The sequence below is a fragment of the Streptomyces sp. NPDC094032 genome (genome assembly GCF_040303965.1).
Classification (GTDB): domain Bacteria; phylum Actinomycetota; class Actinomycetes; order Streptomycetales; family Streptomycetaceae; genus Streptomyces.
This window is the reverse complement of record NZ_JBEOUE010000041.1, coordinates 1-12755: the sequence shown is the minus strand read 5'-3', so window position 1 is coordinate 12755 and position 12755 is coordinate 1. Positions and strand designations below refer to the sequence as shown.

The 12755-nt window shown below is 72.6% G+C and carries 13 protein-coding genes; 8 read left to right on the top strand and 5 right to left on the bottom strand.

The window, feature by feature from the left end:
* Positions 1-48: 48 nt before the first annotated feature.
* Positions 49-1230, bottom strand: a complete 1182-nt coding sequence (gene fasR / locus ABTZ54_RS33860) for a fatty acid biosynthesis transcriptional regulator FasR (RefSeq protein WP_351671159.1) — start codon at positions 1228-1230, stop codon at positions 49-51.
* Positions 1231-1321: 91 nt separating this feature from the next.
* Here fasR and ABTZ54_RS33855 point away from each other — a divergent pair, with 91 nt between their 5' ends.
* Positions 1322-1975 (top strand): pirin family protein, encoded by a 654-nt coding sequence (locus ABTZ54_RS33855; protein WP_351671156.1) that lies wholly within the window; start codon positions 1322-1324, stop codon positions 1973-1975.
* Here ABTZ54_RS33855 and ABTZ54_RS33850 read toward each other — a convergent pair.
* The 3 genes from ABTZ54_RS33850 to ABTZ54_RS33840 all read right to left on the bottom strand — a co-directional run bounded on the left by ABTZ54_RS33850 (position 1972) and on the right by ABTZ54_RS33840 (position 4338).
* Positions 1972-2238, bottom strand: coding sequence for a DUF397 domain-containing protein (locus tag ABTZ54_RS33850; RefSeq protein ID WP_351671153.1), 267 nt, complete (start codon positions 2236-2238; stop codon positions 1972-1974). The two genes, ABTZ54_RS33855 and ABTZ54_RS33850, sit on opposite strands and share 4 nt — an antisense overlap.
* The gene (locus tag ABTZ54_RS33845; RefSeq protein ID WP_351671150.1) at positions 2222-3046 is read right to left on the bottom strand and encodes a helix-turn-helix domain-containing protein; all 825 of its coding nucleotides are present in this window, start codon (positions 3044-3046) and stop codon (positions 2222-2224) included. The genes ABTZ54_RS33850 and ABTZ54_RS33845 overlap by 17 nt, the downstream gene beginning before the upstream one ends.
* 125 nt (positions 3047-3171) lie before the next feature.
* A complete protein-coding gene (locus ABTZ54_RS33840; RefSeq protein ID WP_351671147.1) occupies positions 3172-4338 on the bottom strand; it encodes a L,D-transpeptidase family protein in 1167 nt (388 codons plus the stop codon).
* 216 nt (positions 4339-4554) lie between these two features.
* Between ABTZ54_RS33840 and ABTZ54_RS33835 the strand changes: the two genes are divergently transcribed.
* The 5 genes from ABTZ54_RS33835 to ABTZ54_RS33815 all read left to right on the top strand — a co-directional run bounded on the left by ABTZ54_RS33835 (position 4555) and on the right by ABTZ54_RS33815 (position 10183).
* On the top strand, positions 4555-5730 hold the full coding sequence (locus ABTZ54_RS33835; RefSeq protein WP_351671070.1) for a lipid II:glycine glycyltransferase FemX: 1176 nt from the start codon (positions 4555-4557) through the stop codon (positions 5728-5730).
* A complete protein-coding gene (gene murJ / locus ABTZ54_RS33830) occupies positions 5727-7355 on the top strand; it encodes a murein biosynthesis integral membrane protein MurJ (protein WP_351671067.1) in 1629 nt (542 codons plus the stop codon). Before ABTZ54_RS33835 ends, murJ begins: the two co-directional genes overlap by 4 nt.
* A 94-nt stretch (positions 7356-7449) precedes the next feature.
* Positions 7450-8133, top strand: coding sequence for a response regulator (locus ABTZ54_RS33825; RefSeq protein WP_351671064.1), 684 nt, complete (start codon positions 7450-7452; stop codon positions 8131-8133).
* Positions 8130-9611: a sensor histidine kinase gene (locus tag ABTZ54_RS33820; RefSeq protein WP_351671061.1), complete on the top strand. Its 1482-nt coding sequence runs from the start codon at positions 8130-8132 to the stop codon at positions 9609-9611. The genes ABTZ54_RS33825 and ABTZ54_RS33820 overlap by 4 nt, the downstream gene beginning before the upstream one ends.
* Complete coding sequence (locus ABTZ54_RS33815; protein WP_351671058.1) at positions 9608-10183, top strand: hypothetical protein; 576 nt, start codon at positions 9608-9610, stop codon at positions 10181-10183. The genes ABTZ54_RS33820 and ABTZ54_RS33815 overlap by 4 nt, the downstream gene beginning before the upstream one ends.
* A 16-nt stretch (positions 10184-10199) precedes the next feature.
* Here the strand turns inward: ABTZ54_RS33815 and ABTZ54_RS33810 are convergent, their stop codons facing one another.
* Complete coding sequence (locus ABTZ54_RS33810; protein WP_351671056.1) at positions 10200-11030, bottom strand: serine hydrolase domain-containing protein; 831 nt, start codon at positions 11028-11030, stop codon at positions 10200-10202.
* A gap of 61 nt (positions 11031-11091) precedes the next feature.
* Here ABTZ54_RS33810 and ABTZ54_RS33805 point away from each other — a divergent pair, with 61 nt between their 5' ends.
* Both ABTZ54_RS33805 and ABTZ54_RS33800 read left to right on the top strand, forming a co-directional pair.
* Positions 11092-11502 carry a MerR family transcriptional regulator gene (locus ABTZ54_RS33805; protein ID WP_351671053.1) on the top strand — a complete coding sequence of 137 codons (411 nt, stop codon included), beginning with the start codon at positions 11092-11094 and terminating at the stop codon, positions 11500-11502.
* A complete protein-coding gene (locus ABTZ54_RS33800) occupies positions 11499-12530 on the top strand; it encodes an aldo/keto reductase (RefSeq protein ID WP_351671050.1) in 1032 nt (343 codons plus the stop codon). Before ABTZ54_RS33805 ends, ABTZ54_RS33800 begins: the two co-directional genes overlap by 4 nt.
* The last annotated feature ends 225 nt before the right edge of the window (positions 12531-12755 follow it).

Sequence of the window (12755 nt, the reverse complement as noted above, 5' to 3'; positions counted from 1 at the left end):
GACAAGGACGAAGAACCGTAGACGGAATTGTTGGTGTTCGACAAAAGTCTAGGACTGCGTCTCCGCGTCGGCCAAGCGCCCGAGGATGAGCGCGATCCGCAAGGTGAAGGCGGAGCGCACATCGGAGGGTGACCAGCCGGTGACGTCGGTCACACGTCGAAGCCGGTAGCGCACGGTGTTCGGGTGGACGAAGAGCATCCGGGCCGCGCCTTCCAGGCTGCTCGCCTGCTCCAGATAGACACTGAGTGTTTCGAGCAGCGCCGAGCCCGCTTCCTCCAGCGGTCTGTAGATCTCCTCCACCAGCTGGTCGCGGGCCGAAGGGTCGGAGGCGATGGCGCGCTCCGGCAGGAGATCGTCCGCGAGGACCGGCCGGGGGGCGTCCTGCCAGGCCGAGCAGGCCTTGAGCCCGGCGGCGGCGGCCTGCGCGGACCGGGTCGCGGCCAGCAGGTCCGGCACGACGGGCCCGGCGACCACGGGACCCTGCGCGTACGGCCCGATCAGGGCTTTCGCGACGGCCAGCGGGTTGTCGTTGCCGCCCGCGATGACCACGAGCCGGTCCCCGAGCACGCCGGTCAGCACCTGGAGCTTGGCGTGCCGGGCGGCCCGCCGGATCGCCTCCACGGTCAGCTCGCTGTCCCCGTCGGGGGCGGTGCCGAGCACCACGCACACGTTCTCCGGCGAGTTCCAGCCAAGCGCGGCGGCCCGGGACACGGCGCCCTCGTCGGCCTCCCCGGACAGCACCGCGTTCACGACCAGCGACTCAAGGCGCGCGTCCCAGGCGCCCCGCGCCTCGGCCGCCTGCGCGTACACCTGGGCGGTGGCGAAGGCGATCTCCCGCGCGTAGACGAGCAGCGCCTCGCGCAGCACCCGCTCGTCGCCGGGGGCGGCGACCTCGTCGATCGCGCTCTCCATGACCTCGATGGTCGTCCGGACCATCTCGACGGTCTGGCGCAGCGTGATCGCCCTGGTCAGCTCGCGGGGCGCGGTGCCGAAGACGTCGGTGGAGATCGCCTGTGGCGTCTCCGGGTGCCGGAACCACTCGGTGAACGCGGCGATACCGGCCTGGGCGACCAGACCGATCCACGACCGGTTCTCGGGCGGCATCGCCCGGTACCACGGCAGCGTCTCGTCCATGCGGGCGATGGCGCTGGCGGCGAGCCGCCCCGAGGACTGTTCGAGGCGCTTCAGGGTCGCGGCATGCGGGTGAGCGGCGTTCACGGGTTCAGACACGGGGACAAGACTGCCTTATCCGGACGGCCGCGTGCGGGGTCGGGGCGGTTTCGCGGACAGCCTGCCCGTGGCTCGCCGCTACCGTGAACCCGTGATACGCATCCAGCGCGCCGGTGACCGCTACCCCGGAGGCGACCCCGAGGCCGGGATCGAGACCCGCCACGCCCTGTCCTTCGGCCGTTTCTACGACCCCGACAACCTCCGCTTCGGCGCGTTGCTCGCCGTCAACGAGGAGCGCCTGGCCCCGGGCGCGGGCTTCGACGAGCACCCGCACAGTCACACCGAGATCGTGACCTGGGTAGTCGAGGGCGAGCTGACCCACCGCGACACGACCGGCCACGCGACCGTCGTCCGCCCCGGCGACCTCCAGCACCTCAGCGCCGCCGAGGGCGTCCGGCACATCGAGCGCAACGACGGCCCGGACCCCCTGGTCTTCGTCCAGATGTGGCTGGCCCCGCTGGCTTCCGGCGGCACCCCCGCGTACGACGTGGTCCGAGGCATCGCCGACGCGACCCCGTACGCCCTGCCGGCGGCGGGCGCGATGCTGCACGTACGCCGCCTGGAGCAGGGCGAGCGCGCGGCCGTCCCCGACGCGCCCTTCGTCTACGCGCACGTGACGCGCGGCACGGTCCGCCTCGCGGGCGAGGAGCTGAGCGAGGGCGACGCGGCACGCGTCACCGGCGCGGAGGGCCTGGCCCTGCTCGCGACCGGTGACGCGGAGGTGTTGATCTGGGAGATGTCCTAGCGGACGCCGTCCACGAAGGTCTGCCAGGCGGCGGCGTGGACCATGAGGACGGGCCCGGCGGGGTTCTTGCTGTCCCGGACGGGGACGACACCGGGACGGTTGTCGGAGACTTCGAGGCAGTCGCCGCCGGTGTTGCCGCTGTACGAGGACTTCCGCCAAGCTGCGTCGCCGATGACGGTGCACTCGACGCATTCGCCGCCGGTGCTTCCGCTGAAACTGGACTTACGCCACCGCGCGCTGGTCAGCTCAGGACGGGTCTCCATAACGTTCCTCCATCACGCGGGCGATCAGTGCCGCCGAATCCCCTACGGAGAGGGCGGTGGCCTGCACGTGAGCGTAACGGAGCGCGGCTTCCCTGATGGTGTCGGGGTTGGCGGTCATGTGGCCCGAGATCAGGTCCTCCGTGTAGATGATGTCCGGGTCTTCGTCGAAACGGAGAAGGGTGAACGAGCCATCAAGGCTGGCATGTTCGCCCGCTTCGAACGGCAGGACCTGGATGCGCATCCAGCGGTGGTCGGCGAAGGACAGCAGGTGGGCCAGTTGCCTCCGCATCACGTCACGGCCGCCGATCGGCCGGTGCAGGATGGCTTCGTCGAGCACGGCCCAGGCGAGCGGCGGGCACTTCCGCTCCAGGATGCGCTGGCGCTCCATGCGCGCCGCGAGCAGACCGTCGATGCCGTCCGGCATGCCGGTGGCCAGGACCGCCCGCGCGTACTCCTCGGTCTGGAGCAGCCCGTACACCAGCTGCGTCTGGAAGGTGGAGATGTACGTAGCGATGGCCTCCATCGCCGCGAACGGCTGGAACCACGTCGGCAACTGGCTGCGCAGCACCAGTCCCACGAGCCGGCTGAAGAGCCCGCCCGTGCCGAGTGCCGCGTCCAGCCGTTCGGAGAACTCACGGGTGGGGATCTTCTTCGCGCACTCGACCTGCCCGATCAGGGAGCCCGTGCAGAAGATGATGTCGCCCAACTGCTGCTGCTTGAGCCCGTGCGCTTCGCGCAAGCGGCGCAGCTCCCAGCCGTAGTAGTCCAAGGGCGAGGCGCTGGGGTCGAGTTGAACGGTTTTGGCCATGGCGATTACCTCCGGCCTGCGATGAGCACGGCGTTCCGTGTCGCTGTGCCGCCGAGCGTAGCCAGCCCATCGCGAGCCGGAGGCGGGATCCCCGTACGACCACTCCTGTGGGTGACCCGACCGCGTCAGCGCAACGCGCTCTTCGCCTGCCAGGCGGCCCAGTCGAGATTCCACGCGCCATACCCGTTGCCCTCGGCGACGACGCCCTTGGTGTCGGCGCCGGTGATTTCGAAGGGGTCGCCGACGCGGACGGAGGCGTAGAAGGAGGTGGCGTTCTCGGTGCTCATGCCGATGCAACCCGAGCTCTTGTTGGCTCGGCCGAAATAGGGGGCGTTCCAGGGGGCGGCGTGGGCGTACATGCCGGACCAGGTGAGCCGCATCGAGTAGTCGACGTCCTTGTTGTAGGCGTCGCCGAGGCCGACGGTCTCGGAGTTCATGTTGATCGTGCCCTCCTTGGCCATCAGGACGGCGGTGCCGCGCCAGGAGCGCTTGTCGCCGCCGGGGGTGCCGCCGGAGACGGGGATCGTGCGGACGGGGCGCCCGTCGCGTACGACGGTGAGCTTCTTGCGGTCCAGGTCGACCTTGATGACCTGGGACTGGGCGGCGACGGTGAAGCCGGTGCGGTAGTCGCGGACGAACCAGCCGTCGCCGGAGTCCGTGCCGTTCAGGGTCGCGTCGAGGGTGACCTTCGTGCCGGGCTTCCAGTACGCCTTGGGGCGCCAGTCGGCGCGGTCCTTGCCCGAGTAGTCCTTGAGCCAACCCCACGAGCCCTCGGTGGAGTTGGAGGTGGTGACCTTCAGCTGGCGTTCGACGTCGGCCTTGTTGGTCACCGGGCGGTCGAAGACGATCGACAGGGGCTGGGCGACGCCGACCGTGGTGTTCTTGCCGGGGGCGAGCGTCAGCTTGTTGACCTTGTCGGCGGCGGGGGTCGAGAGGGACTTCTTGTCCTTCGTCTCCTTGCCGCCGGGGCCGCGTGAGGTCACCTCCACGGTGTACGTGGTGCCGGGGGCGGCCTTGCGGTCGGAGGACCAGGAGGCGCCGCCGGACGTGGTGCGGCCCGGGAGTTCGGTGCCGTCCTCGTCGACCACCTTCACCGTCGCCAGCGTGCCGCCCTTGGCCGTCACGGTCACCGGGCGGCCGGCCGTCGCGGGTGCCACGGTCACCGTCGCGGGGGTGTCGTCGGCGGGCGCCTTCGCCGCCGGGGACTGGGGGTCGGCCGCCGCCGTCGAGCAGGCGGTCAGCGACGCGGCCGCGATCAGGAACAGGGGGACGCGTATGTGGGTGCGCAGCACGGCAGGCCTCCGTCGGAGGTGGAGAGCGGATATCGGTGGGATGTACCGGACTGTAGGCCGCCGCCGGGGGGCCGTGACGGGTCCCCGGGGCATGTGACGGGGGCTGAAGAGAAACGGTCATCGTCCGGTCACATTCCTCGCGCGGAGTGGTCAATACCGGCTGTGAGCCTGCTGTGCGCCCCACCCACCGAGGGGCGGAACAAGGAGGCCCTCGTTGTGTCAGCGCTGCTCGTGACGCCCGCGCCCGCTCGCCCCGCGCTGCGGCTCGGCCCCGTCACCCCCGAGGTGTACCGCGCCTTCCTCGCCGCCCGCTCGACCGGCCCGCACGGGCCCAGCTTCCTCCAACTGCCCTCCTGGGCGCAGGTCAAGGACGGCTGGACGCATCAACTCGTAGGGTGGGGGCCCGAGTCCGGTGAGCTGACCGGCGTCGCGCTCGTCCTCCTGCGGGCGTTCCCCGGCACCCGCAAGTACTTCGCCTACCTGCCCGAGGGGCCCGTCGCCGACTGGGCCGACCCGGATCTCGACGGCTGGCTCCAGCCGCTGCTCGGGCACCTGCGGGCCTCCGGCGTCTTCGCCGTGCGGATGGGCCCCGGGCCCGACTACCGCCGCTGGTCCGCCGCCACCCTCAAGGCGCACGCCGGGCCGGGGCGGCGCCTCGCCGACGTGCTCGCCACCGAGGTCGACCCGCTGGGCTCGGCCGTCGCCGAACGGCTGCGTGCCCGGGGCTGGAAGCGCTGCGGCGGCGAGTCGGAGGACGGCGCCGACGCCCAGCCGCGCCTCGTCTACCAGGTGCCGCTGACCGGCCGCAGCTCCGACGACCTGTGGTCCGGGCTCAACCAGGAGTGGCGGCGCAACATCCGCAAGGCCCGCAAGTCCGGTGTCGAGGTCGTCGTCGGCTCCGCCGCCGACCTCCCCGAGTTCTTCCGGCTGCTTCGGATCACCGAGGAGCGCGACGGCTTCCGGCTCGGCCGCTCCCTCGCGTACTACGAGCGCCAGTACGCCGTCCTGAACGCCGAGTACCCGGGCCGGATGAAGCTGTACCTGGCCCGCCACGAGGGCGAGATCCTGGCCGCCCACACCATGATCACCGTGGGGCGGCGGGTCTGGTACCAGACCGGCGCCTCCGCCGACCACCGCCGCGAGGTCCGCCCCTCCAACGCGCTCCAGTGGCGCATGATGCTCGACGCCCACGCGGTCGGGGCGGACGTCTACGACATGCGCGGGGTACCCTCCACCCTCGATCCGGACGACCGAGGCCACGGGCTGCTCCGCTGGAAGCTGGGCACCGGCGGGCAGGTCGTCGAGACGCTGGGGGAGTGGGAGATTCCGTTGCAGGGCACGACCAACCACACGCTGTACCGCGCCTTCCAGGCGTATCTGGCCCGTCGATGACGGCCACCGTGACGGAGAGCCGGGCCTCGTCGTCCGTGCTGCGCAGCGGCGCGCTGATGGCGGCCGGTTCGCTGGTCTCGCGCGCCACCGGCTTCGTACGCTCCGCCGTCGTCGCGGCGGCCATCGGCACCGGATTCGTCGCCGACGGCTACGCGGTCGGCAACTCCGTCCCCACGATCGTCTACATGCTGCTGCTCGGCGGCGCGCTCAACGCGGTCTTCGTCCCCGAGCTGGTCAAGGCGGCCAAGGAGCACGCGGACGGCGGTGTGGCCTACACCGACCGGCTGCTCACCGTCTGCGTGCTCGCCCTCACCGTCCTGACCGGTGTGGCCGTCCTCGCCGCCCCCGCGATCGTCGACGGCTACACCGACTACACGGGCGCGCAGCGGGACATGACCGTCGCCTTCGCCCGCTCCTGCCTGCCGCAGATCTTCTTCCTCGGCCTGTTCACGCTGCTCGGGCAGGTGCTGAACGCGCGCGGGCGGTTCGGCGCGATGATGTGGACGCCGGTCCTCAACAACGTCGTCGTGGTCGGCGTCTTCGGCCTCTTCCTCGCCGTCTCGGCGGGCGGGGAGCTCACCCCCGGCGAGACCGCCCTGCTCGGCTGGGGCACCACCGCGGGCATCGCCCTCCAGGCCCTCGCCCTCCTGCCCTCCCTGAAGGCGGCCGGCTTCCGCTGGCGGCCCCGCTTCGACTGGCGGGGCAGCGGCCTGACCGCGCCCCTCAAGGCGGCGGGCTGGCTGGTCCTCCTGGTCCTCACCAACCAGGCCGCGTACTGGGTGACCACCAAGATCGCCACGGCGGCCGGTCAACGCGCCGAGGGCGCCGGGCTCAGCGCGTACAACAACGCCTATCTGCTGTGGGCCGTCCCGCACGGCATCGTCACGGTCGCCCTGGTCACGGCCCTGCTGCCGCGCATGAGCGCGGCGGCGGCCGAGGACGACCTCGCGGGCGTGCGCCGGGACGTGGCCTACGCGCAGCGCACCAGCATGGCGGCGATCGTCCCCGCCGCGTGCGCGCTGTTCGCCCTCGCCGTCCCGCTGATGGGCCTGGTCTTCGGCTACGGCCGCACCGACGCGGGCGCGGTCCGCTCGATGGCCTGGATCCTGATGGCCCTCGCCCCCGGCCTGATCGCCCTCTCCGGCCAGTACGTCTGCACCCGCGCCTTCTACGCCCTGCGCGACACCCGCACCCCCTTCTTCCTCAACCTCGTCATCGCGGGCCTCAACGCCGGCCTCGCCCTCTGCGCGTACGCCGTCCTGCCCGCCCGCTGGGCCGTGGCGGGCATGGCCGCGGGCTACTCGCTCGCGCTGTGGGCTGGCTGGGGCCTCACGGCGTACGTGCTCGGGCGCAGGCTGAGGGGTACGGGGACGGGGCCGGGCGGCGAGGAGACGGCTACCGGCTCCGCCGCCGCCCTGCTCCGTCTCCTCGTCGCCGCCGTCCCCGCCGCCGCGCTCGGCCTGCTCGTCGCCGACCGCGCCACCGGCGCCGGGTCCCTCCTCTCCGGGCTCGCCGGAGCGGCCGCCGTGCTCGCCGTCTTCGCGCTCCTCGCCCGGCCGCTTCGGCTCACGGAGCTCCAGACCCTCCTCACGGGCCTCACCGCCCGTCTCACCCGGCGGCGCTGAGGACCCCCTCGCCCGCCGCCCCCCCTGCCCGCTCCCCGCCCGGATCCCCTCCCCGGCGGGGAGCGCTTCCGACCGACCTTGGGATACTCCACGAATGCCACGCGTGCTGCTGATCGAAGACGACCCCTCCGTCCGCGAAGGCGTCGAGCTCGGGCTCAGGCGCCGCGGGCACGAGGTGCGCACCGCCGCGACCGGTGAGGCCGGGCTCGCCGCGCTGCGCGAGTTCCGCCCCGACCTGCTGCTGCTCGACCTGATGCTGCCCGGGATGAACGGCGTCCAGGTCTGCCGCCAGGTCCGCGAGACCAGCCAGCTGCCGATCATCATGCTCACCGCGCGCGGCGACGACTTCGACGTCGTCATCGGCCTGGAGGCGGGCGCCGACGACTACATCGTCAAGCCCGCCCGTACCGAGGTCATCGAGGCCCGCATCCGGGCCGTGCTCCGCCGGATCGACGAGCCCGGCGCCGGGCGCCCGGCCGTCGAGTTCCACGGCGAGCTCGCCGTCGACCGGGCCGGGCTCACCGTCGCCAAGAACGGCGAACGGATCGCCCTCGCCCCCTCCGAGCTCAAGCTGCTGCTCCACCTCACCGCCGCCCCCGAGCAGGTCTTCAGCCGCCAGCAGCTCCTCGAACACGTCTGGGAGCACAGCTTCCACGGCGATGCCCGGCTCGTCGACGCCTGCGTCCGGCGCCTGCGCAACAAGATCGAGGACACCCCCGGCGACCCCCGCTACATCCAGACCCTGCGCGGCTTCGGCTACCGCTTCGGACCGCTGTGAGAGCCCATGTGCCCGGCGGGGGCAGACACTCCGACACCCGCCGCAGACGCCTGCACCCCTTCGGGCTGCGCACCCGGCTCGTCCTCGCCTTCCTGCTGGTCGCCGCCGTCGGCTGCGGCACCACCGCCGCCCTCACCTACCGGGCCGCCCGCAACGCGATCCTGGAGCAGACCCAGGACACCGCCGTCACCGCCTTCCGCCAGCAGGTCGAGACCCTCAACACCCAACTGCCGGTCGAAGCCGAGGGCCTGCGGACCGCCCTCCAGGGCATCGCCAAGCTGGGCAAGCCCCGGCCCTGGCGGGTGTACGCGGAGTACGGCGACCTGCGCGTGTCCTCCACCGACCGGCCCGAGTCGAGCGTCCTCACCCCCGAGCTGCGCCGCCGCGCCACCGCCCCCGGCGCCACCCACGGCAGCTTCCAGCGGGTCGTCAAGGACGGCACCCCGTACCTCACCATCGCCGTCCCCGCCGTCTTCGGCGACTACTACCGAGGCTTCCCCGAGGGCAGCGCCACCGGGCTCGTGCTGTACGCGGTGATGGACCTCGGCGAGGAGGAGGCCAACATCGAGGCCATGGTCACCGCCGCCCGCGACGGAGCCCTGCCCGCGCTGCTCGTCGCCCTGATCCCGGCCCTCGTCGCCTCGCGGGGCGTGCTGCGGCCGGTGCGGGAGCTGCGGCTGGCCGCCCACAGCATGGGCCGGGGCCGCCTGGACACCCGTATCCACGCCAAGGGCAGCGACGAGCTGGCCGAACTCGCCCGCACCTTCAACGAGTCCGCCGCCGAGCTGGAACGTTCCGTCACCGAGCTGCGGAACGCCGAGGCCCGGGCCCGCCGCTTCGCCTCCGACGTTTCCCACGAGCTGCGCACCCCGCTCGCCGGGATGCTCGCCGTCACCGAGGTGCTCGACGAGGACGCCGGCACCCTCGACTCCGACACCGCCCGCGCGGTCCGCCTGATCAGCGCCGAGACCGGCAAACTGGCCGTCCTCGTCGAGGACCTGATGGAGATCTCCCGCTTCGACGCCCGCGCCGCCGAGCTCCACACCGACGAGGTCGACGCGGCCGACTCGGTCCGCAAGACCCTCCAGAACCGGCACTGGACCGACCCGGCCCAGATCGTCACCGAGCTCACGGACGGCATCCGCGCCCCCCTCGACCCGCGCCGCTTCGACGTCGTCGTCGCCAACCTGGTCGGCAACGCGCTGCGGCACGGCGCACCGCCGGTGACGGTCCGGGTGTACGCGCAGGACGCCTGGCTCGTCACGGAGGTCGCCGACCGGGGCCCCGGCATCCCCCAGGACGTCCTCCCGCACGTCTTCGACCGCTTCTACAAGGCCGACGCGGCCCGTACCCGCTCGGCGGGCAGCGGACTCGGCCTCGCGATCACCCTGGAGAACGTCCGGCTGCACGGTGGTACCGTCGTCGCCGCCAACCGCCCCGAGGGGGGCGCCGTCTTCACCGTCAGGATCCCGCTGTGAGTCGCGCCGCGAGCCGTGCCCGCCGGTGTGCGGCAGCCGCCCTGCTGGCCCTGCTGCCGCTGGCCGGCTGCGGCATACAGAAGAGCGACGTCGTGGAGGCCGGAGCCGGGGCGCCGGTCACCGTGCACCCGACCGGCAGCCCCAGGATGCTGCTGTTCTTCGTCGCCCGGGACGGCCGGCTGATGCCGGTCGCCCGCGACCTCGGCTTCCACCGTGTCGTCGACGGCGGCAACGGGAGCCCGGTCACCCAGCCGCCCCCGTACAAGGTCTCCACCGACAAGGTGCTGTACACCCTCATCGGGGGGCCGGACGAGCGGGAACGCGCCGCGGGCCTCACCACCCGGATCGACTTCCACGGCGGCGGCGAACCCCACGCGGTGCGCGAGCCGGGCCCCGACCAGCGGCCCCGGCTCACCGTCCGTCTCTCCGTCCGCGTCCAGGACCTCGACCCGGTCGCCGTACGCCAGCTGATCTGCACGACCTCCTACGCCGAGGACCTCGGCCGGGCCGCCGAGGTCGTCGTCGCGGGGACGGACGGGCCGCTGCCCGCGGCCCGCTGCGAGACCGACTGACGCTTGTGGGCGCGCCTCAGGCGCCCCGCAGCTCCGCGAGGACCGCGTCCGTGAACGGCGGCCACGCCTCGACCGCCCACGCCCCGAAGGGCCGGTCGGTCAGCGCCACACAGGCCGCACCGGCGTCCGGGTCGATCCAGAGGAAGGTCCCGGACTGGCCGAAGTGCCCGAAGGTACGCGGCGAGGACGAGGCGCCCGTCCAGTGCGGCGTCTTGCCGTCGCGGATCTCGAAGCCGAGGCCCCAGTCGTTGGGCTTCTGGTGCCCGTAGCCGGGCAGGATGCCGGTGAGACCGGGGTACGTGACGGTCATCGCGTCCAGCACCGTCCGCGCGTCGAGCAGCCGCGGCGCCTGCACCTCGGCGGCGAAGCGCACCAGGTCGTCCACGGTCGACACGCCGTCCTTGGCGGGCGAGCCCTCCAGGGTCGTCGAGGTCATGCCCAGCGGCTCCAGGACCGCCTGGTGCAGATACTCGGCGAAGGGGATGTCGGTGGCCTTGGCGACATGGTCGCCGAGCGCCTCGAAGCCGGTGTTGGAGTAGATCCGGCGGGCGCCGGGCGCCGCCATGACCCGGTTCTCGTCGAAGGCGAGCCCGGAGGTGTGCGCGAGCAGGTGCCGCACGGTCGCGCCCTCGGGCCCGGCCGGCTCGTCGAGGTCGATCGCCCCCTCCTCGTACGCGACGAGGACGGCGTACGCGGCGAGCGGCTTGGTGACGGAGGCGAGCGGGAAGCGCCGGCCGGTGGGGCCGTGCGCGCCGGCCAGGGTGCCGTCCGCGCGGACGACGGCGGCGGCCGCGGTGGGGACGGGCCAGTTCTCGATCGACGCCAGGGTCTGGAGGCTGCTGAGCATGGTGCCGAGCGTACTTGGCCCCCTTGCTTCGAGTGCACTCCAACCTTCTAGCGTTACGTTCATGAGCTTGATCGAGAGCACGACGCCGCAGGTGCGGAAGGACCGCTACACGATCAGTGAGGTGGCCGCCCTGACCGGACTCTCGGCGCACACCCTGCGCTGGTACGAGCGGATCGGCCTCATGCCGCACGTCGACCGTTCGCACACCGGCCAGCGCCGCTTCACCGGGCGCGACCTGGACTGGCTGGCGTTCGTCGGCAAGCTGCGGCTGACCGGGATGTCGGTGGCCGACATGGTCCGCTACGCCGAGCTCGTACGCGAGGGCGCCCACACCCACGCCGAGCGGCGCGCGCTCCTGGAGACCACCCGGCGTGACGTCCTGACCCGGATCGCCGAGCTACAGGACACCCTCGCCGTGCTCGACCTCAAGATCGACCACTACGGCACCGTATGCGGAGGCAGCACCTCATGAGCAGCAGCAACGGCAGGATCGACACCGTACGCCTCGGCGCGGGCCAGGACGGCCCCGAGATCGGCGTGCAGGGCTTCGGCGCCATGGGTATCAGCGAGTTCTACGGTGACACCGACGAGGCGGCGGCCCGAGACACCCTCGAAGCGGCCCTGGAGGCGGGCGTCACCCTCATAGACACCGCCGATGTCTACGGGCAGGGCGCCAACGAGGAGTTCCTCGCGCCCTTCGTCGCCGCGCACCGCGACGAGATCGTTCTCGCCACCAAGTTCGCCATCGAGCGGCGGGCCGACGACCCCCACTACCGGGGCATCCGCAACGACCGCGCGTACCTCCGCAACGCGGTGGAAGCAAGCCTGCGCCGCCTCGGAGTAGAAACCATCGACCTCTATTACATGCACCGCAGGGACCCGAACATCCCCCTCGCCGACTCCATCGGCGCGATGGCCGAGCTCGTCCAGGAGGGCAAGGTGAAGCACCTGGGCCTGAGCGAGGTGACCGGCCCCGAGCTGCGCGAGGCGTACGCGGTGCACCCGATCGCCGCGCTCCAGTCGGAGTGGTCGCTGTTCTCCCGCGACGTCGAGCGCAGCGCGGTCGGCGCGGCGGCCGAACTCGGCGTGACCCTCGTCCCCTACTCGCCGCTCGGCCGCGGCTTCCTCACCGGCACCTTCGCCGACGCCACCAAGGACCTCTCGGACACCGACTTCCGCCGCCACCAGCCCCGCTTCTCCGGCACCAACGCGACCCGCAACGCGGCCCTCCTCGCCCCGGTCCGCACGATCGCCGCCGAACACGGCGCGACCCCCGCCCAGATCGCCCTGGCCTGGGTCCACCACCGCGCCACCACCCACAACCTGACCGTCGTCCCCATCCCCGGCACCCGCACCCGCACCCGCCTGACAGAAAACGCAGCAGCCACCCACATCACCCTGACCACCCCCCAACTCGCTTCCCTGGAACCGATCGCCGCCCAGGTAGCAGGCGACCGCTACCCGGACATGAACTTCACGGCGAACGTGCGGGAGGTGTAGCCCCCCGGAGCGCCCGCCCGTTGCGGGCAATCGCCCCGCGCCCGCCCCCCCCCGTTGTGAATCGTCCCGCCCCCCCGCCCCGCCCGTTGCGGGCAACCCTCCCACCCCACCCCCCGCCCCGCCCGTTGCGGGCACCCGTCCCGCCCCCACCCCCCGCCCCCCCCGTTGTGGGCAATCGTCCCGCTGGGGCGGGACGGGTGGGCACAACGGGACGGCGCCCTATGC

What these genes read in the sequence shown, in the direction of transcription:
- ABTZ54_RS33850 (WP_351671153.1), bottom strand. Translation starts at nt 2,238, where the DNA reads ATGGAGACCCGTCCTGAGCTGACCAGCGCGCGGTGGCGTAAGTCCAGT.
- ABTZ54_RS33845 (WP_351671150.1), bottom strand. Translation starts at nt 3,046, where the DNA reads ATGGCCAAAACCGTTCAACTCGACCCCAGCGCCTCGCCCTTGGACTAC.
- murJ (WP_351671067.1), top strand. Translation starts at nt 5,727, where the DNA reads ATGACGGCCACCGTGACGGAGAGCCGGGCCTCGTCGTCCGTGCTGCGC.
- ABTZ54_RS33825 (WP_351671064.1), top strand. Translation starts at nt 7,450, where the DNA reads ATGCCACGCGTGCTGCTGATCGAAGACGACCCCTCCGTCCGCGAAGGC.
- ABTZ54_RS33810 (WP_351671056.1), bottom strand. Translation starts at nt 11,030, where the DNA reads ATGCTCAGCAGCCTCCAGACCCTGGCGTCGATCGAGAACTGGCCCGTC.
- ABTZ54_RS33805 (WP_351671053.1), top strand. Translation starts at nt 11,092, where the DNA reads ATGAGCTTGATCGAGAGCACGACGCCGCAGGTGCGGAAGGACCGCTAC.
- ABTZ54_RS33800 (WP_351671050.1), top strand. Translation starts at nt 11,499, where the DNA reads ATGAGCAGCAGCAACGGCAGGATCGACACCGTACGCCTCGGCGCGGGC.